Raw genomic sequence first — 23,065 nt, forward strand, 5'->3', positions numbered from 1 at the left:
TCTCTCCCCGCGTTTCCCGCGGGCACCCGCCACAGCACGTACCTGCGGGAACTTCCCTCGCGACCCGGAGGAGAGAGCCATGTCCGACCTAGCCGAGCGGGTGACCGCGCCAACGGCCCTACCCGCGGCGCAGTTGGAGCAGCCGGGGCCGGCCGTCCGGCGCCGCGCCCGCGAACTGCCGATCGAGCCCGAGTGGTACAAGCGGGCGGTCTTCTACGAGATGTTCGTGCAGGCCTTCTACGACGCCAGCGGAGACGGCTACGGTGACCTGCCCGGCCTCACCTCCAAGCTGGACTACCTGCGCTGGCTCGGCGTGGACTGCCTCTGGCTGCCCCCGTTCTACGACTCGCCCCGGCGCGACGGCGGCTACGACATCCGCGACTACCTGCTCATCTCCCCCGACTTCGGCACGCTCGACGACTTCGTCACGCTGGTCGACGAGGCGCACGCCCGGGGCATCCGGGTCATCACCGACCTGGTGCTGAACCACACCTCGGACACCCACCAGTGGTTCCAGCAGTCCCGGCAGGACTCGACCGGTCCGTACGGGGACTTCTACGTCTGGCGGGACACCGACACCGGGTACGCCGGCGTACCCGTCATCTTCTGTGACACCGAACCGTCCAACTGGACCTTCGACCCGGTCCGCCAGCAGTTCTACTGGCACCGGTTCTTCGCCCACCAGCCCGACCTCAACTACGACAACCCGGCGGTCCAGGAGGCGATGCTGGACGTGGTGCGGTTCTGGCTGAAGCTGGGCATCGACGGTTTCCGGCTGGACGCGATCACCTACCTGTACGAGCGCGAGGGCACCGACTGCGCGAACCTGACCGAGACGCACGCGTACCTCAGGCGGCTGCGCAGGATGGTCGACGACGAGTACCCCGGCCGGGTGCTGCTCGCCGAGGCGAACCTGTGGCCGACCGACCTGGTCGACTACTTCGGCGACCCGACGGTCGGCGGGGACGAGTGCCACATGGCTTTCCACTTCCCGGTGATGCCCCGGATCTTCATGGCGGTCCGCCGCGAGTCGCGGTACCCGATCTCGGAGATCATGGCCCAGACCCCGCAGATCCCCAGCGGCTGCCAGTGGGGCACGTTCCTGCGCAACCACGACGAGCTGACCCTGGAGATGGTCACCGACGAGGAGCGGGACTACCTCTACAACGAGTACGCCAAGGATCCCCGGATGCGGGTGAACGTCGGCATCCGGCGCCGGCTGGCCCCGCTGGTGAACAACGACCGGAACCAGATCGAGCTCTTCACCTCGCTGCTGCTGTCGCTGCCCGGCTCCCCGGTGCTCTACTACGGCGACGAGATCGGCATGGGCGACAACGTCTGGCTCGGTGACCGCAACAGCGTCCGTACCCCCATGCAGTGGTCCCCGGACCGCAACGGCGGCTTCTCCAAGGCCGACCCGGGCGCGCTCTACCTGCCGGTCAACCAGGGCCCGGTCTACGGCTACCAGGCGGTCAACGTGGAGCGTCAGCTCGAACAGCCGGCGTCGCTGCTCCAGTGGACCCGCCAGATGATCGAGGTACGCAAGCGGCATCCCGCTCTCGCGGTCGGTTCGTTTCAGGACCTCGGCGGCAAGAACCCGGCGGTGCTGGCGTTCCTGCGCGAGTACGAGGGTGAGGGCGAGGAGCGGATCGGCGCCGAGGTGGTGCTCTGCGTGCACAACCTGTCCGGGCATCCGCAGCCGGCGCAGCTCCCGCTCGGCAGCCGGTTCATCGGGCACCAGCCGGTGGAGCTGACCGGGCAGACGCCGTTCCCGCTGATCGGTGCCCGGCCGTACCAGCTCACCCTGCCCGGATTCGGCTCGTTCTGGTTCCGGATCACGGCGAAGGCGCCGAAGGCACCCAAGCCGCGGACCAGCGCGGAGGCCCGGCAGCGTACGGACGCGGAGGCGCGGTCGCCGGTGGATCCGCGTCGGTCCGTCCCCGATCCCGAGCTGCTCGGCACGCTCTGACGGCGGGGCGGGGTCAGCGCACGTCCGGCGGACTTGACGACGCGCGGGCCCGCGGAGCACCGACGATGGGATGACCGAATCGGGATGGATAATCCTGCAAGAAAGTTGCAGGGAGCCTTCCTCGGCGCGCACATTTCTGCCAGCCTGACATCAACAAACCCCTATGTCAGGGAAGGCCCCCATGTCGCTGCGCCGGCTCGCCATCTCCGCCCTCACCGTCCCCCTCGGCACGCTCCTCGCGATCGGTCTCGCGCCCGCCCCGGCCGCGCAGGCGGCGGCAGCCACCTACACCGCGCTCGGCGATTCGTACGCCTCCGGCACCGGCACCCGGGAGTACTACCCGGACAGCGGCGCCTGCCAGCGTTCCCCGCACGCGTTCCCGGTGCTCACCGCGAGCCGGCTCGGCGCCACGCTCTCCTTCCCGGCCTGCGCGGGCGCGACGGTCGCCGAGGTGCTGGACGGCCAGCTCGGCAGCCTCAACGCCTCGACCGGCTACGTCAGCGTCACGGCGGGCGGCAACGACATCGGCTGGGCCTCGGTGGTCACCCAGTGCGCCCTGCCCTGGCCGACGACCTGCTGGGGTCAGATCGACAACGCGGAGAGCCAGATCGTCAACGCCCTGCCCGGTCGGCTCGACCAGCTCTACTCGCGGATCCGGTCGCTCGCCCCGAACGCCCGGGTGACCGTGGTCGGCTATCCGAAGTTGTTCAACGGCGAGGAGTGCAACTTCATCGCCCGGATCTCCCCCGGCGAGCAGGCCGAGATGAACGCCGCCGCGGACCTGCTGGCCACCACGATCCGCGCCCGGGCCAGCGCGCACGGCTTCAGCTTCGTCGACGCGCGCGGCCCGTTCACCGGCCACTCGATCTGCGACGACGTCGAGTGGCTCAACGGCACCTCGAACCCGCTCAGCGAGTCGTACCACCCGAACCGGGACGGGCACGTCGGGTACACCGCGCTCGTGGAGGCCGCGCTCCGCTCGGCGTCGGCGCGGCGGTCCTGACGTCGCCAGGCAGCGGGAGCCAGGGACGGGGACCCGTCCGGCCCGACGGCCGGGCGGGTCCGCGCGGGCAAGCGCCGTTCCGTGCGACAAGCTGGAGGCTTGTACGCGGTATCCACAGGCGATCGGGGTGGACGGATGGCCGACGGCGAGTTGCTGGTCGAGCAGCGGGACGGGCTGGTGCGGCTCACCCTGGCGAACCCGGAGCGGCGCAACGCCCTCACCTGGCGGATGTACGACGGGCTGGCCGCCGCCTGTGCGCGGATCAACGAGGATCCGCGGGTGCGGGCCGTACTGCTGCGCGGGGCCGGGGGCCGGGCGTTCGCCGCCGGTACCGACATCCGGCAGTTCACCGAGTTCCGCTCGGGCGAGGACGGTGTCGCGTACGAGCGGCGGATCGGGCAGGTGCTGGCGCGACTCGCGGCGGTTCGGGTGCCGGTGGTCGCCGTGGTCGAGGGGCCGGCCGTCGGCGCCGGCCTGGCCCTGGCCGCGTACTGCGACATCGTGCTCGCCACCCCGGACGCGGTCTTCGGGGTGCCGATCGCACACACCCTCGGCAACTGCCTGACGCCGGCGGTGATCAGCCGGTTGCAGCGCCGGCTGGGGCACGGGCGGACGATGGCGATGCTGGTGACCGCGACGCTGTTGACCGCCGAGGAGGCCGCCGCCGCCGGGCTGGTCGCCGAGGTGGTGCCGCGGACCGACCTGGACGACCGGGTCGAGGCACTGCTCGCCCGGTTGGCCGGCGGGGCGCCGCTGACGCTGGCCGCGTTCAAGGAGATCGACCGCCGGCTGGCGGCGTTTGCCGGTGAGGTGGAGGCCGACGACGTCCTGCGGGCCTGCTACGGCAGCGAGGACTTCGCCACCGGCGTACGCGCCTTCCTGGCCCACGAGCCCCCGCGCTGGACGGGTCGCTGACGCGCCGGACCCGGTCGAGAGGGCGCGAAGGCGCCGCTTCCACCCGGTTGGCATCAGGTCCCTCAGCAGGTCCGTTATCACCTCAGTTCCCGCTTCAGGGGAAGAATATTCATTAACCGGGCAAAGACGCGCAAAGTGGCTAACCTCGGGATAGCTCGGCTGCCGTCGGGCTAACCACGGGGAAGGAGTGACTACGCGTCATGACTAGGAAGTTTCTGGCCAGGGTGGCGGCCGGCGCCGGCCTCGGTGCCGCAGCACTGTTGATCTGCGCGCCCAGCACCGCTCTGGCCGACGAGGCGCCACCGAACCACGGATTCGACCACGGCCGGATCCACACTGAGCCGAGGGCCGTGAAGCCCGGACACAAGTTCAAGATCGTCCTGGAGTGCGACCGGCCCGTCGAGTTCCCGTACGTCACGTCGAGCGTGACCGGCAAGGTCTGGCTGAAGTACGACCGGCCGGCGCCCCCGCCCCGGCCGACGGCCTCGCCGACCGGGCAGCCGACCCAGCCCCCCGGGCCGCCGACCCAACCGCCGCTGCCGCCGACCGGCCAGCCGACCCAACCGCCGGGGCCGCCGACCCAGCCACCGCTCCCGGACGGACAGCCTCCGCTACTGGACGACGAGCAGCCGGCACTGCCGGACGGTGAGGTGCAGCCCGACGGGGGCGTCACCGACGACGAGAACGCCGAGGGCCAGGGCGGCCAGGCGGCCTACTACGGCTTCCGGTACGCGGCCTGGGTCAAGCTGCCGTGGAAGGCCAAGCCGGGCCACCACACATTCAAGGGGTCCTGCGACAGCCACGGCAAGCTCGTCGTCCTGCCCCGGGGGGCCATCGACGGCGGTGACGGCGGATTCACCGACGGTACGGGCAACGCCACCCAGGCCGTCGCGGGTGCCGGCATGCTCGGCGCCGCCGCGGTCGGCGGGTTCCTGCTGATCCGTCGCCGCCGCGCCAACGGGCAGCCCGCCTGACCTGTCGACGCGGCACAACGCCGGTGGTGGTCACGAACGCCGTGGCCGCCACCGGCGTTTCCGCGCGACACATCCGGCGGCCGGCCGGCCGCGATCCCCACGACGGCACGCCCGACGATATCGCTACTGGAAATCACTTCCATCAGCGCATAGCATCAGCGCGCGGGACGAGGAGGTGGCGTGTGGTCGAGCGGGTTCCCGACCGGGCGAGTCCGGCGGCCGGGGTGAGCGCGGAGACCGCTGCTCCGACGCGGGTCCACGTCTTCCTGCTCGCCGCGCGGCTCCCCGGCACCACCGACGCCGAGACCCTGGCGGCAGCGGTCGACTACGCGACGCTCGCCGACCGGCTGGGCTTCGCCGGGGTGTGGCTGGCCGAGCACCACTTCATCCCGTACGGGACGTGCCCGTCGGCGATCGGGTTCGCCGCCCACCTGCTCGGCCGGACCAGCCGGATCACCGTCGGCACCGCGGCGTGCGTGCTGTCCAACCGCCATCCGGTCGCGCTGGCCGAGGAGGCGGTCCTGCTCGACGAACTCAGCGGCGGGCGGCTCGCGCTCGGCGTCGCCCGAGGCGGCCCCTGGGTCGACCTGGAGGTCTTCGGCACCGGCCTCGACCGGTACGAGAACGGCTTCACCGAGTCGCTCGACCTGCTGCGATCGTGGCTCTCCGGGGCCGAGCGGGTCGGGGCGGACGGGCCCCGCTTCCGTTTCCGGCCGGTTCCGGTCGTCCCGCGTCCGCGCCGCCGGGTCCCGGTGTGGGTGGCGGCGACCTCCCCGGACACGGTGGAGACCGCGGCGCGCCGAGGACTGCCGCTGCTGCTCGGCATGCACGCCGGCGACGCGGAGAAGGCGGCGCTACTACGGCGGTACGCCGAGGTCGCCGCCGACGCCGGCCACGACCCCGCGACGGTCGAGCACGCCGGCGCGTACCTGGCACACGCGGAGGCCGACGGCGAGGAGGCGGTACGCGTCGTCCGGCACGGGCTGCCGGAGCTGCTCGCCGGCACGCTCGACTACCAGCGGATCGACGGCCGGCCGCCGGTGCACCGAGACCTCGACGCGTACGCCGAACACCTGCTCGCGATCGGCGCGGTCGGCACACCGCAGGCCTGCCGGCAGCGCCTCGCGGAGACCGTCCGGGCCACCGGCGTACGGCATCTGCTGTTGATGGTCGAAGCCGGCGGGAAACCGGCGCGGGTCCGGGCCAACCTCGAACGCCTGGCCGGGGCGCTGCTGCCGGCACCGGTGCCCGGGTAGCCGGCGCGGTCGGGCCCCGACCGGCCGCTCAGATCGGCGGAACCACCCGGACTCCGGGCCACCGCTGCGCCGGTCGGTGCCGGGCCAACCGGGCGAGCGACACCGACAGGCTGGCCCGGCGGGGATTACGCCGCCAGACCCCGGCCAGCAGGTCGGTCAGGCCGAGCGGTGCGCATATCTCGACGGCGCCCGCCCGATCGAGCCGTACCGCCACGGCGGTCGCGGTCTCCGGCCAGGTGGCGACCGCGTCGGCGATGCTCAGCAGCGGCTCCACGGGGCGGCCACCGAACTTGCCGGCGTACCAGACGTGTACGGCCGCCTGGTTGCGCGCCTCCCACGGCACCTGCGGCCAACTCTCGTGCAGTCGCGCGGTCGCCAGGGCATCACGGTCGCGACCGAGGTCATCGGGGTCGAAGAAGACGACGTCGACGTCGCGCACCCCGCCCGGGTCGAAGCCCGACCCGTAGAACTCGCCCCAGACCAGATCGCGGATGGCCCCCGCACCGACCCAGGCGTCGGGCAGCCCGGAATCCCGCACGGTGGCGAGGACCCGGGTCAGCCAGGAGCAGTCCCGGATCAGGCCACGCAGCCGCTCCTCGTCCTGAGCACCCGGCATCGACACTCCCGCACCCTATCGACGGGGGCCGACATCCTCGACGGATCGGCCAGCCGGTGCACGCGGCGCCTACCGGGACGGATTCGTCCAGATCGAGGCTGGACCTCCCCCACCTCCAACACCTGAGTGCGCGGCGCCGCGTCACTGAGCGAGGCCCGGTACCCGACACGCTCGGGGTCGGCGAGGAACGACTCATAGCCCGCTCGCGAATCGAACCGGATCAGGTGCACCTCCGTATCGTGCGCCCCGACGGTGCCACGACCGAGAAACGGTTACGGCTGCGGAGCCTGTTTCGGCAGCTCATCGGTCATGCCTATCCTGGTGGAGCTGAGGGGATTTGGACCCTGTCCCCTTACCAATCGTCCCCGTGCGGGGGTCTGGGATCTACCGCGGGCCTCGACGTCCCCGGTGTCACTGACGCGCCGCAGCCAGTCGGATCTTCGGGGTGGACTCGTCGACGGTCTTGCCGGCGATCCTGGTCAGTAGGTCTCAGCGGTTGGTAGCTCAGCCGACGTACAGGTCCGGGGAACCGTGGAGCCTGGGTATGCGGTTGAGTCAGTGATCAGCCGACCGCAGAATGGGCCGATGGATCTTCTCGCGTTGCTGCCCGGGTTCGTGGTGGCGGTACTGCTGATCTCCGCATCTCCTGGTCCGGCGATGGCGCTGATCTTCCGACGGGCGGCGTTGCATGGTCTGCGCGCGACGGTGCCGACGGTGCTGGGATTGGAGGCGGGCCTGTACCTGTGGGCGTTGTGCGCCGGGGCGGGTTTGGCCGCGTTGGTGGCTACCTCTGAGGTGGCCTTCGTGGTGCTGCGCGTTGCCGGTGCGCTGCTCTTGCTCTACCTCGGTGTCAAGGCGTGGCGTACCGCCTGGCGCAGCCGTGCCCACGCCGAGGCCACCGCGGTGACCTCTGCTCCGGAGGGTCAGCTGAGCTGGGCCCGGGCCTTCGCTGAAGGGGTAGTGGTGATGCTGGCGAATCCCAAGGCTGCGGTATTCATGATCGCGTTTTACCCGCAGTTCGTGCCGGCGGACCGTCCGCTGTTGGCTACCACCGCGCTGCTCGCCGCGGTGCAGGTCCTCGTCGAGACCGCGTTCTATCTGACCTTGGCCGCTGCGGTGGGCCGGGCAGGAGTCTGGTTCCGCCGGCCGGTGATCCGCCGCCGGCTCGAAGCGGTCAGCGGGACCGTGCTCATCGCGTTGGGGCTGCGTCTGGCCACCACCACGCGTTGACGCCTCCTGGCCGACCGAGCTGCGCGACTACCGCGCCGCAGCCGCTCAGGAACCGGCGGTCTCGATCTGACGCACCCCAGCTGGCGCGCAGCTCGCAGGTCGGGGAGGTGGTTGTGCAGGTGCCGAGCAGCTTGGCGATCGCGTGACGCTGGCGTCAGGGTCGGGCAGCATGTCGTGCGCCGCCCGGATGATCTCCGGAATGACCACGCTCCGGCGGGCACCGGCCCGCGTCCGTCCGGTTACCCGGACCCCGATCCCGGATTCGACGTCGGTTGTTTCAGCGGCTGGCAACGCTGCGCTGAAGGGGACAGATCAGGTGCGGCGGAAGTGGTGACCATCGACAACGTTCCGCGGGAGCCGCGCGAACCTGAGAACACCGAACGCTCCTACGAGCCGGATCGGGTGGAACGGTGAACGTGCCTCTAGTGCTGGTCGGGGTGGCGGTCGTACTTCAGGCCGGCAGCAGTGGATTTCTCTCCGGCCGACTCGACGGCACGCAGAGCCTGTTGTTCTCCACCGTCGCCTTCGCCCTGGCCACGGTGGTTTTCACCGCCGTTGAGCGGGTCGTACGTCCTGGCCTGCGGGGCAACGGCCTCACCCTGCGGACCCACCTCAAGCCGATGGCGTACATGAACGTGTTGACGGCTGTCACGTTCATCGGCTTCTACCTCAGCCTGGCCTATGTGCCCGCCTCGCTGGCCATCTCGGTCGAGACGGCGATCGGACCGCTCGTGATCGCGCTGGCCAACCGGGTGATCAGGAGGCGGCCGGGTCCCGCATCGGACTATCTGGTCGGCTCGGCATTGATCATCTGCTCCGCCGGGTTGGCCCTGCGGCTGCCCAGCGGCTCGACCGACGACCTATCCACCGGCGCACTCGTCATCGGCGTCGGGTTGGCCCTGCTGGCGGGCGTGGGAGCCGCGGGTCTGGCGTTACTGTCGGAGCGGCTCGGACAACTCAACGTCGCGCCGGTGACGGTCACCGCGAACCGGTTCCACCTCACGTACCTCGCCGCGCTGGTGCTGCTCGCGCTGGAACCGCCCACTCTGTCGGACGTCCGGTCGCAGGTCCCCCTGCTGCTGGTGCTCGCCGTCGTCGCCGTTGTCGTCCCGCTGTATCTGCTGCAGGTCGGCCTGCAACGGGCCGACCCGCTGAAGGCCATGACACTGGTGACCACCATGCCCGGCATGACCTACCTCGCCCAGGTCGCGTTCGGTGCCGCCTTCGACCCGTGGGCCTTCGCGCTTACCGCCCTGATCACCGTGATCGCCGTCGGGTACGCCCACGCCTCCCGCCGCAGTCCCCAGCGGGCGGAGACAGCAGTGCGCGAAGCTGCTCTGTGAAGGGACGCCGAATCGTCATTCGAACCAGCGGTGGCCCTGTCGACGCAACACGCAAGACAAGGCCACCAGACCCAGGCCAAGCAGTAGGTCGAAGTACTTTAGGCCCTGACCAGCAAGAATGCCGGTCAGGGCCTAAATTTTGTGGAGCTGAGGGGATTTGAACCCCTGACCCCCTCTTACCAACCGTCATCCTCCTGGGCTTGTCATCGCTGGTCGTATCTAGGCGTTGAGCTGTACAAACGGTATCCTGCGTTGATCGCCACTTGTCACTGGTAGTCAACTCTGGGGAGGGGTTTTCGGGGGGTAAACGGGGGCACCTTGTCCGCCGTCAGTGAGCGGATGCCGGCGCAGGTTGGTGCCCTGGGCAAGAGACAAACCTGCACGGCTTGATCGCGGCTTCGTCCGGTTTGACCTGGGTAGATGGGAGCTGGCCTGGGTCTGCCGCTGCCGAGGCGGTTGCAGGTTGGTGGTTCCGACCCAGCGTCGCACAGTGGCGATCGGTCCTGTGTTGGGCACACCTCATGTTCTCTCATCGGCGTTGCCGCACTCCTCTCCCGAGATGAGTGCGGTCCGGAGCGGGTAGTAGACCGGCTTGCCGATCACCGTTTGCGGTGGCTCCCGGGTGTGCGGCGATGAACGGCTGTCCGTATCGCGAGATCCCGCTTCCTGGCTGGCTCACCCAGTCGTGCTCGGGAGTGAACAGCGTGGGCCGGCGGCCGGGTGGTCCGTTCATCAGTCGTCGTCCTCAGGAGGTGGGTTTCCCGGTTGCGAGTCCGCAGTGAGGTCGGTGGCGTGTTACCGGTGGTCGGTGCAGCGGGCGGCGCCTGCGGGGTGACGTTGCACCTGTCAGCTGTTACTTCGGGGAGTTGTCGTCGGTCATGGTCTGGGTGCCGATGACGTCGAGAAGTTTGAGCCGGTCGGCGGTGGTGCTGTCGGGGGCGGCGGTGAAGGCGATGATGTGCAGATCGCTGCCGGGAGCGGTGAGTGTGTCGCAGTCGAGGGTGAGCGTGCCGACGTCGGGGTGGTGGAAGGTCTTGGTGTGCGACGCGTGGACGCCCACGACTCCGCTGTCCCACAGGCGGGCGAAGTCGGTGCTGACCGCCCGTAGGTCGTTGATCAGGGAACGCAGGCGGGTGTCGGTGGGATAGCGGGCGGTCGCCGCCCGCAGGTCGGCGACGAGGGCGGTCGCGAACCGATCCTCCTGCTCCGAGGTGTAGTTGACCCGGCTCGCCTGACAGGTGAAGTGCCGCCAGGCGACGTTGCGCTCGCGTCCGCGCCACGCGGATGCGTCCCCGAACAGGGCGGCCCACAACGGGTTCCACAGGATGAGGTTCCAGCTCGCGTCGCACGCGATCAGCGGCGCGCCGTCGAGTTGATCGAGCAGCCTTCGCACGCTCGGTGGGATGTGCGCCGACACCTTTCCCGGGCCCGGCACGGGCTGGCCCGCGAGGAGGTAGAGGTGTTCGCGCTCGGCCTCGGATAGCCGCAGCGCGCGGGCCAGCGCGGACAGCACCTGCGCCGACGGTGAGGTGGCTCGGCCCTGTTCCAGGCGGACGATGTAGTCCACCGACAGGCCGGCCAGCTGCGCCAGTTCCTCGCGTCGCAGCCCGGCGGTCCGTCGCACACCGCCGGCGGGCACCCCCACTGCGGCCGGAGCCGTACGGTCGCGCCAGCCACGTAGCGCCCTGCCCAGTTCCCCGGAGCCGCTCATGCCCCCAGTATGTGACTCCGACGTCGGGACGGCCTGGTACCGGCAGTCCATAGGCACAACAGGGCACTGTCCGTCCGGTCGCGAAGCGGGGAAGGTGGAGGCATCGCATCCCACCGATTCACACATGACAGGAGTGGCTTATGAGCCGGATCAGTCGCAGGCTGCTGATTGCGTTAACGACAGTCGCCGCGTCAGTCGTCAGTGTGGTACTTTCCGCGCCCACTGCGAGTGCCGCCGCCAACGAGAACACATGGATCAGGCACCTGCCAACCAACAAGTGCATTACCTCCTTGGACGGCGGCTGGCTGGACTTGCAGAATTGCCGTGTCGGTGATCACAGGCAGTTGTGGGACCGGCGGGACGACGGCACCATCCACAGGATCTATTCGGGCGAGTGCCTCGACAGCAACAGCGACGGTGACGTCTACTGGTTGCAATGCAACGGCGGCAACTACCAGAAGTGGGTTTACCCCCCAGGCGGGCTTGTGAGGAACGTAGCCACCAGCAGGTACCTGATGGTCGGTCACTACAATGGGACCGACTTTCTGATGACCGGTCCCGCGCAGCGCGACGCTCCTAGTTTCGACTTCTACGGCGGCGTGCTCGGAGCCATCGGGTAGAGTTGGCAGGACCGATCAACTAAGGTGCGATCCCCGTCCCCGACGGCGGCAGGTTTACCACTGCTCCCGACAGCACACACAGAAGCTCCATCTGATGGAGTTGGTCTCCAGGGTCGCGCCCGACATGACCGACGCCCTGAAACTCTTCCTCAATGGTACGAGCAACCCGAGGTCGCAACCCGCGCAGCTCGCGATGACGGCGGGGCTTCAACGTGAGGATGCCCCGGCCGATCGGCCGGGGCATCCACGTTGTTAACCGAGCGCGAAGGCGGCTTCTACGATCAGGTGTTGATCGATCACGTTCCGCTGTTGCAGTTCAGTGACGTGCCCCCGGCAGGAGGCGAACCTGCACGGCTCGACCGTGACGTTGCCTGGGTTGAGCTGGGCAGATGTACGGGTTGACCTCGTGTTCGAGCTGCCAAGGCGGTTGCAGGTTGGTGGTTCCGAACAGGCTTCCTGTGCTAACGGTCGGCCCGTTGTCTGTGTTCGCACCATGCCCTCGCTGGGTCGGCCACGACAACGACGCACTCATCTGCCGAGTTGAGTGCGTCGCTCGTGCGGTTGGATTGGCGTCATGGCTGTACTCCCAATCCATGATCGTGCTGGCAACGCCTTAGTCGAATTTCGTCTCGTGGCAGAAGAGGAAATGCCGCGGCTGATCGAGAAGGTGCCTGTGCCCGCGTCGTTGGTGGTCGTCACCCACGGGGACGCGGTCCTGATGATGTTCGACAGCTGGCGAAAGCAGTGGGAGCTTCCCGGGGGTATGCGGGAGTCGGGTGAGAGCGCACGCCAGGCCGCGGTACGGGAACTACGTGAGGAGACTGGCCTTGACGTGTCGGACCTTACCTTCGCCGGCGTGGCGGAGTTCGGCCTTACCAAGCCGAAACGCCGGGAAATCCTCGCTGTGTATCAGGTCCAGTTAGAGGCTCCGCCCCGGTTGACGGTGAACGATGAGGCGCTGGGTTTCCGGTGGTGGCCGCCGTCGGAACCGGTGGGCGACGACATGAGCCCGTTGGACGCGGAGATCGCCAGGCGGGTTGTCCGCTGGTCGACTACCTGAAATGGCGCACGGCCAGGATGATGTGGTGAATGCGGTGTGCGGCCGGTACCGCACGGATGCGGATCAAGGCATCCGCATCTGCCGCAATCCGCGCGAAACGCAGGGTCACGTGGTGGCGGTCTGACCGGCGCCCGCATTTGGCTCCCCTCTGTGTCAAGCCATCGCGGGAAGCGGGGTTCTAAGCTGGGTGGTGGCGGGTCCGGGAAGTGACTTCTCCGAAGAGCCGGCGTGGGGATGTGAGCTGGTCACGCTGGAGTCAGTAGTTGTTTCCCGTTGTCCTCCCGGGCCCGTCACCTGGCCGGCTGTGGTGTCGTCGATCATCTGTCGGTAGACGGTGTCGGACAGGCGTCGTTTCAGCGCGCGCATCGCTTCCATCGACGTCTTCCCGGCGGTTTTCTTCCGGTCGAAGTAGGCGCGGCCCTCGGTGGGGTTACGGAGCTGGACGGTGGCCATGATGTGCAGGACTCGGTTGATCTGCCGGTTCCCGGCGCGGGAGAGCCGGTGGCGTACCTGCTCGCCGGAGGACGCGTCGATGGGGGCGGTGCCGTTCCAGGAGGCGAAGTGGGCCCGGTTCGGGAACCGGGTGATGGTGCCGACCTCGACCAGCAGCCGGGCGGCGCCGGACGGTCCGATGCCGTGCAGGTCCATCAGCGTGGTCCCGGTGGAGGCCACGAGCTCTTTCAGTTCCTTGTCTGCTTCCTTCGTGCGGCGGTAGACACGTTCGAGGTCACCGATCAACTCCGCGGCGACCCGGCGCCGGGCCTTGCCGACCGCGTCACGCGGCCGGACCGAGGCCAGCAGCGCCTTGGCTTGGGCAGCGGACAGGCTCTTCTTCGCCCCACCCGGAATGAGTTCGAGGAGCAACTGGTGCAGCTGCGAGACCATCCGGGTGTGGTCGGCGCCAAGCGACCGGCGGCGGTCGACCAGGATCCGCAGCAGGGCGAGCTGCCCATCATTGACCACCGGACGCAGCCCTGCCATCCGGGTGCCGACCAGAGCGATGGAGTGCGCGTCGGTGGCGTCGGTCTTGCGGCCCTGCCCGGTGGCGAACACCCGCGCCCTGGCCGACAGCTTCGGCGGGACGTCGACGACCTGCTCACCGTCGGCGAGCAGCCGGTTGGCGATGTGCCGGCCGATACCCTGACAGCCCTCGACCGCCCACACCCGGATCGGCCATTGGCTGGCGTACTGTCTCATCGCCGTGTAGCCGTCCCGGCCGGTGTCGAAGCGGCCGCCGCCGACGATGGTCTCGTCGCCGGCCATGACCTCGATCGTCGCCGAGCGCTTGTGCGGGTCCATTTCGATGACCACACGGTCCGACGTGACACTCAACGCGTCCTCCGATGCTCGATCCACCTGGGTTGTCGAGCCGGGAGGGCAACGCTACTTCGAGCCGAGCAAACCCCTCTTGAGCCACTCCCCGCCCTGGGGCGACGCCCGGACCGCGCAGGCCAAATGAGAGCCACACGACCAGCGTGGGCAGCCGATGTGAGAGCGACAGCCCGGGCGCCTGGACCGAAGCCTGGCCGGGCCACGGTCACAGGTCAATGAAACAAGTAGCCGATGTCAGAGCACTCGATCGTGGTTGGCGCCCGTGAGCCAGCACGGGTCTGTGGATCTAAAGGTGTTTCCGGCTTGACCCGCCAGGCGTTGTGCCTGGTGAGGAGGGTGCCGTGATGACCGCGACACTGAACGATCAGACCGGACGGAAGAAGCGGCCCGAGCCGTCGGCGGAGGCGAAAGCCGCTGCCGAGCTGGTCCGGGCGGCCAAGGAGCAGGGTCTGTCGCTGACGGGCCCGGACGGGCTGCTCAGGCAGTTGACCAAGACGGTCCTGGAGACCGCGTTGAACGAGGAGTTGACTGAGCACCTCGGCTACGAGAAACACGAACCCGTTGGCGCCGGGTCGGGCAACATCCGCAACGGCAGCCGACCGAAGACGGTGCTGACCGACGCGTCGGGGCCGGTGCAGATCGACGTGCCGCGGGACAGGGCCGCCACGTTCGAGCCCCAGATCGTCCGCAAGCGGCAGCGCCGCCTGTCGGGGGTCGACGAGGTCGTCTTGTCGTTGTATGCCAAGGGCCTGACGACCGGGGAGAGTGCGCCGTGAGGCGCTGTTGGATTGTGTGGAGGTGAGAGACCTTCGCCGTCGGGTCGTCGCAGCGGCCTGATGAAGCTGAGGGCAGCCTGAGCCGGGAGGTGCCGGGGAGGGTGGCAAGCGGCCCTGACAACGCCGGGGCGTGCCAGCACTGCCAGATGGTGCGGGTCCGGCAAGCGAATCGGAAAGGCATACGCGAGGAACCGGCGTTTACGTCTCCTAAGTGGTCACCGGCTCTAACCTGGCGGATCTGGGCCGGTTGCGGTGCGCACCCGCTGCTCATGGCGGGGAACTCCTGGGTGGGGATTTTCACCTCTGTAGGGAGGCCATGGTGAAGGTCTGCGGCGTAGCCGTGGTGATGCCGCGGGGACAAAGTCGGGTGCCTCCTTCGATGAGCGATCCAGCAGTGAACACGGGAACCGCCCGGCGATGGTTCCCGGCCTTCGGTAGCCAGCCGAGGGTCGGGATAGGCACGCCGTCGGCTGAACGCGCCGGGCGGGGCGGAGCCGTCGTAGTACTCCGAGGTCGGGAAAGCCGATCACATGGGGAAGGGCGGCAGCGGTTTGGAGAAGGAAGGACGCTGTAATGCCGAAAGATGCGCCGCCGAACGGCGACGCTCCGCTGGGACGGGTCCGAGAGGATGTGTTCGGACGGGTATCGGGGATGCAGACCAAACTTCACCGGTGGGCTGCGGCCGATGCTGGTCGCAGGTTCGACGACCTGTTCAACCTCGTGCACGACCCGGCGACGCTGATCGTGGCGTTCGAGCGGGTCGCGGGCAACATCGGGGCTCGTACTGCCGGTTCGGACGGCCTGACGGTCGCCCGGATCGAGCGGGAGATCGGCGTCCCGGTGTTCCTGAACGACATCCGGTCGGCGGTCAAGGACAGCTCGTTTCGTCCGCAGCCGGTGCGGGAGCGCAAGATTCCCAAGCCGGGTGGGTCGGGCAAGGTCCGTAAGTTGGGCATCCCGACGGTCGCTGACCGGGTCGTGCAGGCTGCCCTGAAACTCGTCCTTGAACCCATCTTCGAGGCCGACTTCGAGCCGGTCTCGTTCGGGTTCCGGCCCAACCGGCGAGCACACGACGCGATCGCCGACATCCATCTCTTCGGCAGCCGAGGCTACCGGTGGGTGCTGGACGCCGACATCGAAGCGTGCTTCGACTCGATCGACCACGCGGCCCTGATGGACCGAGTGCGGCGTCGAGTCAAGGACAAGCGTGTGCTCGCGCTGGTCAAAGCGTTCCTCAAGGCCGGAGTGCTCACGGAGCTCGGCGAGCAACGCGACACGCCGGCCGGAACGCCGCAAGGGGGCATCCTGTCGCCACTGTTGGCCAACATCGCGCTCAGCGTGCTCGATGAGTACCTGCACCGCGAATGGAAGCCAGGTGGGCGGATGTCGACGGACAACCGGCGCCACTATCGGCGAGATCATGGTGAGGCGACGTGGCGGCTGGTCCGCTATGCGGACGATTTCGTCGTCATGGTGTTCGGCACCAGAGATCACGTCGAGGCGCTGCGTGAGGATGTCGCGGCCGTGCTCGCTCCGCTGGGACTGCGGTTGTCGCCGTCCAAGACACGGATCGTGAACATGGCCGACGGGTTCGACTTCTTGGGCTTCCGCATCCGGTGGAGACGCAAGATGGGCACCCGCGACCAGTGGCACGTCTACACGTTCATCGGTGACCGGCCGGTTCGGTCGCTGAAGGACAAGATCCGTGCCCTGACGCGCAGGTTGTCACAGCAGGACCTGGGAGAAACGCTGGTCAGGATCAACCAGATCACGCGTGGCTGGGCCAACTACTTCCGGCACGCCGTCGCCAAGCACACCTTCGACCGGCTCGCGTACTTCATCTGGTGGCGGGTCGTTCGCTGGGTCAAGGCCAAACGACGCTGGAGATGGAAGGACGTCCACCGCTGGCTGCGCACCCCGACCGGGTGGCGCACCATCACGGCGGACGGGATCGAACTGCACAACATCGCGTCGACCACCATCACCAGGTATCGGCGTCGCAGCAGGATCCCCGCCCCCTGGTCAACAATGAACCACGCCTGACGGCACAAACCGTGGAGAGCCCGTTGCGTTGAGAGGCGCACGGCGGGTTCGGCGAGCGGTCCGCAGAAACGGGCTGGTGGCAACACCGGAACCGCGCTGCGGACCGACTCGACTCAGCGCTCACTTCGCTGAGATCTACGGCGCTTCGGTCAGCAAGGAGACCATCTCGCGGATCACCGACAAGGTGATCGAGGAGATGACCGACTGGTCCCACCGACCCCTCGACGAGATCTATGCGGCGGTGTTCATCGACGCGATCGTGGTCAAGGTCCGTGACGGGCAGGTCGCGAACCGGCCGTTCTACGCCGCGATCGGGGTCACCCTCGACGGCGACAAGGACATCCTCGGGTTGTGGGCCGGCACCGGTGGTGAGGGCGCGAAATTCTGGATGAGCGTGCTGACCGACCTACGCAACCGGGGCGTCAAGGACGTGTTCTTCTGCGTCTGCGACGGGTTGAAAGGGCTGCCGGAGGTCGTCGTCAACGTGTGGCCCCGCACGATCGTGCAGACCTGCATCATCCATCTGATCCGCAACACCTTCCGGCTGACCTCACGACGGTACTGGAACGAGTTGAAGCGGGACATCAAGCCGATCTACACCGCCGTCAACGCCAGCGCGGCCCGAGCCGCGTTCGACGACCTGGCCGACAAGTGGGGCGACCGGTATCCGGCGGTGATCCGCCTGTGGGACAACGCCTGGGCCGAGTTCATCCCGTTCCTCGACTACGACCTGGAGATCCGCACCGTCATCTGCTCCACCAACGCAATCGAGTCGCTGAACGCCCGCTACCGGCGGGCGGTCAAGGCCCGTGGCCACTTCCCCAACGAGCTGGCCGCGTTGAAGTGTCTGTACCTGGTGACCCGGTCCCTGGACCCCACCGGAGCAGGCAGAACCCGATGGACGATGCGCTGGAAACCGGCGTTGAACGCCTTCGCCATCACCTTCAGCGACCGCTTCCCAGCCGCAGAAACCTACTAACCAAGATCGCCGGAAACACCCTTAGCGAGACAGCCCCGCCAGCACGGTCAGTTCCTGCCGGTTAAAGGAGTGGCGCGGGATTCCGGGGCCGTGACTGCGCAGTCGAGGGCGGGGATTGATCGGCTCAGCAACTCGGCCGACGGGTCTGCGGGGCGTGGACTGGTCGAGGATGCGTGGGTTCGACAAGTGACTGGGTCACGGTCCCGTCAACCGGTGGTGGGGCTTGGCCGACCCGCGCGGCTGCTTCGTCCGGCCGCGCATAGGGTGTTGTATGCGTGGTCGAGCAGCCGGGGTAGGTCGTGTTGGCCGTCGCTTTCGACCCACGCGGCAAGCGAGGTCCCGGTGATGGCGAGGTAGGCGGCGACGATCGGGCGTAGTTCGGGTTCGGGCCGAGCGCTGCGGCTGATGAGCGCGTCGACGAGATGGCGTTCGGTTTCCTGCTGCCGCTGCCACAGATGCGCTTGCGCAGATGGCGTTTCCAGGATGATCCGGTGGCATTTTCGTAGCATTTCTAGATCGGTTGGGTCGATTTCAGTGAAGGTCAGCATCGTGGCGCGATGGAGCGCAGTAAGCGGCGGCTCGGACTTCGGGCGCCGCGCGACGTGTTCTGCCAGTGCTGTGTCGTACACGCTCATGTCGAAGACGGCGCTCTTGTTGGCGAAGTACCGGAAGAAGGTCATGTGCGAAACCCCGGCCGCTTCGGCGATCTGGTTCACTGTTGTGGCGTCGTAGCCCTGCGTGAGGAATAGCCGCAAAGCGTGGCGCATCAGCGCTCTCCGCACGTTCGCCTTCTTCTGTTCCCGCAGGCTAGGTCTCATTGCGGGTACCTGTGAGAACGCGGTCGAGCCACTGTCCGAACCGGACTGGATCGGGGTGGCCGTGCCAGCCGAGATGCCCGTCAGGGCGCACGACGAGCGCGTGTTCGTCGTCTGCAATGTACAGCTCGCTGACCAGGTTGGCGCCCAGCCGTTGCTGAGCGAGTTCCGCGAGTCCGTTACGACCGTTGAGCACCACCCAATGGCCACGCAACTCCGCATGCAGCCGCGTCTTCGTGTCGTCCATGCGTTGGCATGGCAGGTCGGGCACTCGGTCGCCGCAGCGCAGTGTTCCATAACGGCGGTTGGGGCGCGGCACCAACGGGCCACTGTGGTAACTGATGCTCAGCTGCGAAGCCCTCTGCCAGATGCGACGCTGCACAGCCGGCCGGTTGACGAGTGGCAGGACGATCCGGTCGCGTACGAACAGCAGCATCTGATTGCGGCTGCCCAGTACCTTGTCGACGCCACCGACGGCTCCGACGACCGCCTCGGCCACCGGGCGTCGCTCAACCTCATAGCTGTCGAGTAGCTGCTCGCTGGCGCGACCAGCCGCGACCAACGCGAGTTTGAACGCGAGGTTCTCCGCGTCGCCGAGGCCGGTGTTCATGCCTTGTCCGCCGGTAGGACTGCTGATATGCGCGGCGTCGCCGGCCAGGAAGACCCGACGGTCGCGATAGGATTCGGCCAGCCGTTGATGGACCCGAAACACCGAAGTCCAGGCCACGTCTTCGATCGGTCCGGCGCCAGCGCCGAGCCGCGAAAGCCGTCGCGCCAACAGGGCCGTGATCGCCTCGGTAGGAAGGCTGCCTTCCTGGTCCGGCGGGTGAGGCGCCATCAGCCGCCAACGATCGTTGCCCGGCAAGGGAATTGCGACGATCCCTTCCCCTGCGGCGGTCCACATTCCCGCGTAATGCCGATCCGCCGCCAGCCGAACCGTCACGTCGGCCAGCAGGAACCGCTCCGGTGAGCTACGCCCGACCAGCCGTATGCCGGTGCTCTTCCGCACGATGCTGCGTGCGCCATCACAGCCGACCAGCCACCGCGCCGCGATCTCGGCGCCGCCGGCCAACCGCGCCACCACCCGTTCCCCGGACTGCTCGACACCCAGCAGCGTTTCACGCCATTCGACCTGCCCGCCAAGCTCCGCCACCCGGGATCGGAGTTGCGCCTCGATATCCGCCTGCGAAATGACCAACGCACGGCGGCCCCGGAGGATGTCTGCGGTTGGCAGCGCCAATCGGACGCGCTCCACCCCATCGATCCGAACCACGGTGCCCGCGATCGGAACCGCGCGGTCCGGAAGATCACCAAGCGCACCGAGGCGATCGAGCACCTCCACGCCCCGCGGCTGCAAACCCAACGCCCGCGACGTCGAGGCCGGACCCGCGGCGCCGTCGATGATCTTCGTCTCCACCCCCACGGACAGCAAACCACACGCCAAGGCCCAAGCCGGTGGGGCCGGCTCCGACGATCAACACGTCGATCACCATGAAGATGTTAGCTGCTAACATTTGGCATGGCAATCGAGTCACAGTTACGACGGTCCACGGTCCGCGCTGATCGGTGCGCGCACATCTGCCGCAGACCGCGCGCCACCACCAGCCGGCGCCGTCACGCTTCGTGGTCAGCCTCGAGGGTCGCGCGGCGTCCGGTCGTGCCGAAAGTAGTGTGTCGGTTCGCGATATGAATTCAGGCAGCGTCATGCGTCGGACTTTGCCCTTTATCTGGATGCCAGGAAGGACGGCTTGATAAAGGTCATCCGATCCCGCGGGAACGGGGTCGCGAACCGGCCCGCGGTCACCGCCGGCATCGCGATCTGTGGTGGATGCGCCCGGTACACGGTGATGGTGCCGGCCGAGTAGCCGGCGCGGATTTGACGAACGGGAACGGACACGTCGCGGACCCCTCACCTAGACCGATGAACCGCTCCATCGAGATTCCGCACCAAGCGATACTCGCGGCCCTGATCGCGGCCGACCGGGGACGGGCCGAGGATGACCCGACCCCGGTGCCGACTCAGCGAAGCGCTTTCTCCGCAACGGGGGATGGTGCTTGATACATCTCGTGCTCCCACCAGCCGCGCGTGTCGACGTCCGCGGCGTCCCCCAGCGCCTCCAACTCCGCGATCTCCTCGTCGGCGAGCTCGATGCCGCGCGCTCGGATCAACCCGTCGATGTAAGTCGTCCTCGTGACGCCGATGATCGGGGTGGTCCCCTTGGCGATGGCCCAGGCGGTGGCGACGTCGGCGGCGGAGGCGCCTCGGTTCCCGCCGATCGCGCGCATCCTGTCGGTCAGCGCCTGGAGCTTAGGCAGGATGCCGTTGTACGCGGCCGCTCGGTTGCTGCCCGCCGGCAACGGATGGGCCGGGCCGTACCTGCCGGTCAGCGCCCCCTGCTCGAGAACCATGTAGGAAAAGAACCGCACGTCGTGCTCGCGGCAGTAGTCGAGAATGCCCGCACGCTCGGAGCTGCGGTACAGGAGACTGTAGTGGTTCTGGACCGCCTCCACGCGAAAGCCGGCCTCGCCGAGGATCTGGTCGGCCAGAGCTATCTGCTTCAGGTTGTGGTTCGAGACTCCGACATGCTTGATCTTGCCGCTCTGCAACAGCGGAATCAGAAGCGGCGTCCAGCGAGCCACATCAGCGGGGTTGTGGATCCAGTAGAGATCTACATATTCCGTACCCAATCGGTCAAGGCTCTGCTCCAGCATCTCCGCGACCGGATCGTCGCCGTCCGCCGCCGCCTGCGGGGTGAACTTCGTCGACAACTGGTACTCGCTGCGGGCGTAGCCCTTCAGCGCCTGAGCGAGGACCGTCTCCGAGTGACCCATGCCGTACACCAACGCGGTGTCCCACAAGGTGAACCCGTTCGCCTGCGCCCTCTCGACGACCTCGCGCAGGCCGGACGCCGTCAGCTGACTGCCGAAATAGCCGTCGCCCGCCTCACCGCTGTCTCCCCAGGCCCATGTGCCCAGCGCCACCGCTGGCACGGCCGGTGTCTTGCTCGTCATGTCTCCTACCTCCGTTACGCGTTCGATCCCAGAAGACCGCGATCGCCATGGCCGGGGAAGGTCGCGTTTATGGGGGTACAACCTCCACCCCTCTCGCGCCGCGACCGGCGGCTAGCGTGGAGAACATGGACCAGCAGCCCGGAAACCGCGGCGAGATCCGGGACTTCCTCGCCGGCCGACGCGCCAAAATCACCCCGGCGCAGGCCGGACTGCCGACCAGCGCCCATCGCCGGGTCGCCGGGCTTCGGCGCGAGGAGGTCGCCGTCCTCGCCGGCGTGAGCACAGAGTGGTACACGCGGCTGGAAAAGGGTCACATCGGCGGCGTGTCCGAAGACGTCCTCGACGCGGTAGCCCGCGCCCTGCGACTGGACGACGACGAACGCACCTACCTGTTCGACCTGGCCCAGTCATCGCGGGCCGCCAGGCGCACGCCATCGCGTCGCCGGGACGTCGAGGTCCCGCCGCGAGTCCAATGGCTGCTCGACTCCATGACGATGTCCTCGGCGTTCGTACGCAACGGCCGCACGGACGTCATCGCCAGCAACCTCATCGCCCGAGCCCTGTACGCGCCGATGTTCGACAGCGCCACCATCGACAAGCGCGGCCGCCCCAACATCGCCCGCTACATCTTCCTCGACCCCAGCGCACACGACTTCTTCGTCGACTGGGACGCCGCCGGCAACGCCACCGCCGCCCTGTTGCGCGCCGAGGCCGCTCGCGAGCCCCGCGACCGGGCGCTGCGCGACCTCATCGGCGAGCTGTCCACCCTCAGCCCCGAGTTCCGCGGCCAATGGGCCGCGCACGACGTCCTGATCCGCCACGACGGCATCAAGCGACTCCGGCACCCCGAGGTCGGCCACCTAGAGCTGACCTTCCAGCACCTCGACCTGCCGCTGTCTAGCCGAGTCGTGCACAACCTGATCAGCTACACCCCGGAACCCGGCACTGCGTCCGAAGACCGACTCAGACTCCTCGCCAGCTGGTCAGCCACCCCATCTCGGGTGGCAGACCCTCTCCATCAGAGCGGCGCCCCGACCGCGTAAGCTGCGGCGACAAGAAAGTAACAAAAACACCGCCGATCCCGTACGGCGACGCGCCTGTCCGATCATCCAGATGAGGCTTCGCCGGATGGCGGCCACGCGGTGGGTCTATCTGATCGGCCGGATAGTCCTCGAGCCAGGTGAGAGATCATCCACGAGGTGAGTAGCAGGTGTGAGCTCGCCATCGTCGAATGGCGCGGTTCGCAACGTTACATCGGCGCGATAACGCCCAGGCATCCGGATTGCCGCCGTCCGTGTGCGGCGCCCGCAGCCGGAGCCGTCACGCTTCGTGACCGGGCTCTGGTGTCGGTCGACGCCCGGAACTGACGATGTGCGGATGCCATCGAAATACCTTGCCAGGCCCGAGGCCG

Annotated in this window: 18 protein-coding genes and 3 pseudogenes; 14 read left to right on the forward strand and 7 right to left on the reverse strand. The window is 68.2% G+C overall.

Annotation, left to right across the window (positions count from 1 at the left end; genetic code table 11):
- Positions 1-79 precede the first annotated feature (79 nt).
- The 5 genes from treS (at position 80) to ACQEUR_RS15585 (ending at position 6,117) form a co-directional block, all read left to right on the forward strand.
- Positions 80-1,969, forward strand: coding sequence for a maltose alpha-D-glucosyltransferase (gene treS, locus ACQEUR_RS15565; protein WP_433030912.1), 1,890 nt, complete (start codon positions 80-82; stop codon positions 1,967-1,969).
- Positions 1,970-2,150: 181 nt separating this feature from the next.
- Positions 2,151-2,972 carry an SGNH/GDSL hydrolase family protein gene (locus ACQEUR_RS15570; RefSeq protein WP_433030915.1) on the forward strand — a complete coding sequence of 274 codons (822 nt, stop codon included), beginning with the start codon at positions 2,151-2,153 and terminating at the stop codon, positions 2,970-2,972.
- Positions 2,973-3,107: 135 nt separating this feature from the next.
- The gene (locus ACQEUR_RS15575; RefSeq protein WP_433030918.1) at positions 3,108-3,887 is read left to right on the forward strand and encodes an enoyl-CoA hydratase; all 780 of its coding nucleotides are present in this window, start codon (positions 3,108-3,110) and stop codon (positions 3,885-3,887) included.
- A gap of 200 nt (positions 3,888-4,087) precedes the next feature.
- Positions 4,088-4,861 (forward strand): hypothetical protein, encoded by a 774-nt coding sequence (locus ACQEUR_RS15580; protein ID WP_433030921.1) that lies wholly within the window; start codon positions 4,088-4,090, stop codon positions 4,859-4,861.
- A 182-nt stretch (positions 4,862-5,043) separates the two neighbouring features.
- Entirely contained in the window at positions 5,044-6,117 is a 1,074-nt protein-coding gene (locus tag ACQEUR_RS15585; protein WP_433030924.1) for an LLM class flavin-dependent oxidoreductase, read from the forward strand.
- 28 nt (positions 6,118-6,145) lie between these two features.
- On the opposite strand, the gene ACQEUR_RS15590 is transcribed toward ACQEUR_RS15585, so the two are convergent.
- Entirely contained in the window at positions 6,146-6,733 is a 588-nt protein-coding gene (locus tag ACQEUR_RS15590) for a nucleotidyltransferase family protein (protein WP_433030927.1), read from the reverse strand.
- A gap of 585 nt (positions 6,734-7,318) precedes the next feature.
- Here ACQEUR_RS15590 and ACQEUR_RS15595 point away from each other — a divergent pair.
- Together ACQEUR_RS15595 and ACQEUR_RS15600 are read left to right on the forward strand one after the other, a co-directional pair.
- The gene (locus tag ACQEUR_RS15595; protein WP_433030930.1) at positions 7,319-7,963 is read left to right on the forward strand and encodes a LysE family translocator; all 645 of its coding nucleotides are present in this window, start codon (positions 7,319-7,321) and stop codon (positions 7,961-7,963) included.
- A gap of 410 nt (positions 7,964-8,373) precedes the next feature.
- The gene (locus ACQEUR_RS15600) at positions 8,374-9,306 is read left to right on the forward strand and encodes an EamA family transporter (RefSeq protein ID WP_433030933.1); all 933 of its coding nucleotides are present in this window, start codon (positions 8,374-8,376) and stop codon (positions 9,304-9,306) included.
- 853 nt (positions 9,307-10,159) lie between these two features.
- Here the strand turns inward: ACQEUR_RS15600 and ACQEUR_RS15605 are convergent.
- Positions 10,160-11,017, reverse strand: coding sequence for a helix-turn-helix transcriptional regulator (locus ACQEUR_RS15605; RefSeq protein WP_433030936.1), 858 nt, complete (start codon positions 11,015-11,017; stop codon positions 10,160-10,162).
- A 140-nt stretch (positions 11,018-11,157) separates the two neighbouring features.
- Between ACQEUR_RS15605 and ACQEUR_RS15610 the strand changes: the two genes are divergently transcribed.
- The 3 genes from ACQEUR_RS15610 to ACQEUR_RS15620 all read left to right on the forward strand — a co-directional run bounded on the left by ACQEUR_RS15610 (position 11,158) and on the right by ACQEUR_RS15620 (position 12,821).
- Positions 11,158-11,637, forward strand: a complete 480-nt coding sequence (locus ACQEUR_RS15610; protein ID WP_433030939.1) for an RICIN domain-containing protein — start codon at positions 11,158-11,160, stop codon at positions 11,635-11,637.
- 631 nt (positions 11,638-12,268) lie between these two features.
- Positions 12,269-12,697, forward strand: coding sequence for an NUDIX hydrolase (locus ACQEUR_RS15615; protein ID WP_433030942.1), 429 nt, complete (start codon positions 12,269-12,271; stop codon positions 12,695-12,697).
- A 1-nt stretch (position 12,698) separates the two neighbouring features.
- Entirely contained in the window at positions 12,699-12,821 is a 123-nt protein-coding gene (locus ACQEUR_RS15620) for a hypothetical protein (protein WP_433030945.1), read from the forward strand.
- A gap of 29 nt (positions 12,822-12,850) precedes the next feature.
- Here ACQEUR_RS15620 and ACQEUR_RS15625 read toward each other — a convergent pair whose 3' ends face one another.
- Positions 12,851-13,996 carry an IS110 family transposase gene (locus ACQEUR_RS15625; RefSeq protein ID WP_433030947.1) on the reverse strand — a complete coding sequence of 382 codons (1,146 nt, stop codon included), beginning with the start codon at positions 13,994-13,996 and terminating at the stop codon, positions 12,851-12,853.
- A gap of 377 nt (positions 13,997-14,373) precedes the next feature.
- Between ACQEUR_RS15625 and ACQEUR_RS15630 the strand changes: the two are divergent.
- The 3 genes and pseudogenes from ACQEUR_RS15630 to ACQEUR_RS15640 form a co-directional block, all read left to right on the forward strand.
- Positions 14,374-14,793 (forward strand): annotated as a pseudogene (locus ACQEUR_RS15630) (transposase); the annotation flags it as partial.
- Between the two features lie 585 nt (positions 14,794-15,378).
- Complete coding sequence (ltrA, locus tag ACQEUR_RS15635) at positions 15,379-16,848, forward strand: group II intron reverse transcriptase/maturase (protein WP_433030950.1); 1,470 nt, start codon at positions 15,379-15,381, stop codon at positions 16,846-16,848.
- A 112-nt stretch (positions 16,849-16,960) separates the two neighbouring features.
- Positions 16,961-17,827: pseudogene (locus ACQEUR_RS15640) on the forward strand (IS256 family transposase); the annotation flags it as partial.
- A 206-nt stretch (positions 17,828-18,033) separates the two neighbouring features.
- On the opposite strand, the gene ACQEUR_RS15645 reads toward ACQEUR_RS15640, so the two are convergent.
- The 4 genes and pseudogenes from ACQEUR_RS15645 to ACQEUR_RS15660 form a co-directional block, all read right to left on the reverse strand.
- Positions 18,034-18,609 carry a TetR family transcriptional regulator gene (locus ACQEUR_RS15645; RefSeq protein ID WP_433030953.1) on the reverse strand — a complete coding sequence of 192 codons (576 nt, stop codon included), beginning with the start codon at positions 18,607-18,609 and terminating at the stop codon, positions 18,034-18,036.
- Positions 18,610-18,634: 25 nt separating this feature from the next.
- Positions 18,635-20,086, reverse strand: coding sequence for an FAD-dependent monooxygenase (locus ACQEUR_RS15650; protein WP_433030956.1), 1,452 nt, complete (start codon positions 20,084-20,086; stop codon positions 18,635-18,637).
- Positions 20,087-20,380: 294 nt separating this feature from the next.
- Positions 20,381-20,539 (reverse strand): annotated as a pseudogene (locus ACQEUR_RS15655) (DUF4291 family protein); the annotation flags it as partial.
- A gap of 122 nt (positions 20,540-20,661) precedes the next feature.
- Positions 20,662-21,654 carry an aldo/keto reductase gene (locus ACQEUR_RS15660; protein WP_433030960.1) on the reverse strand — a complete coding sequence of 331 codons (993 nt, stop codon included), beginning with the start codon at positions 21,652-21,654 and terminating at the stop codon, positions 20,662-20,664.
- A gap of 125 nt (positions 21,655-21,779) precedes the next feature.
- Between ACQEUR_RS15660 and ACQEUR_RS15665 the strand changes: the two genes are divergently transcribed.
- Positions 21,780-22,697, forward strand: a complete 918-nt coding sequence (locus ACQEUR_RS15665; RefSeq protein ID WP_433030963.1) for a helix-turn-helix transcriptional regulator — start codon at positions 21,780-21,782, stop codon at positions 22,695-22,697.
- Positions 22,698-23,065: the final 368 nt, after the last annotated feature.

Origin of the sequence: Plantactinospora sp. CA-290183, assembly GCF_050936375.1 — a bacterium.
Taxonomy (GTDB): Bacteria; Actinomycetota; Actinomycetes; order Mycobacteriales; family Micromonosporaceae; genus Plantactinospora.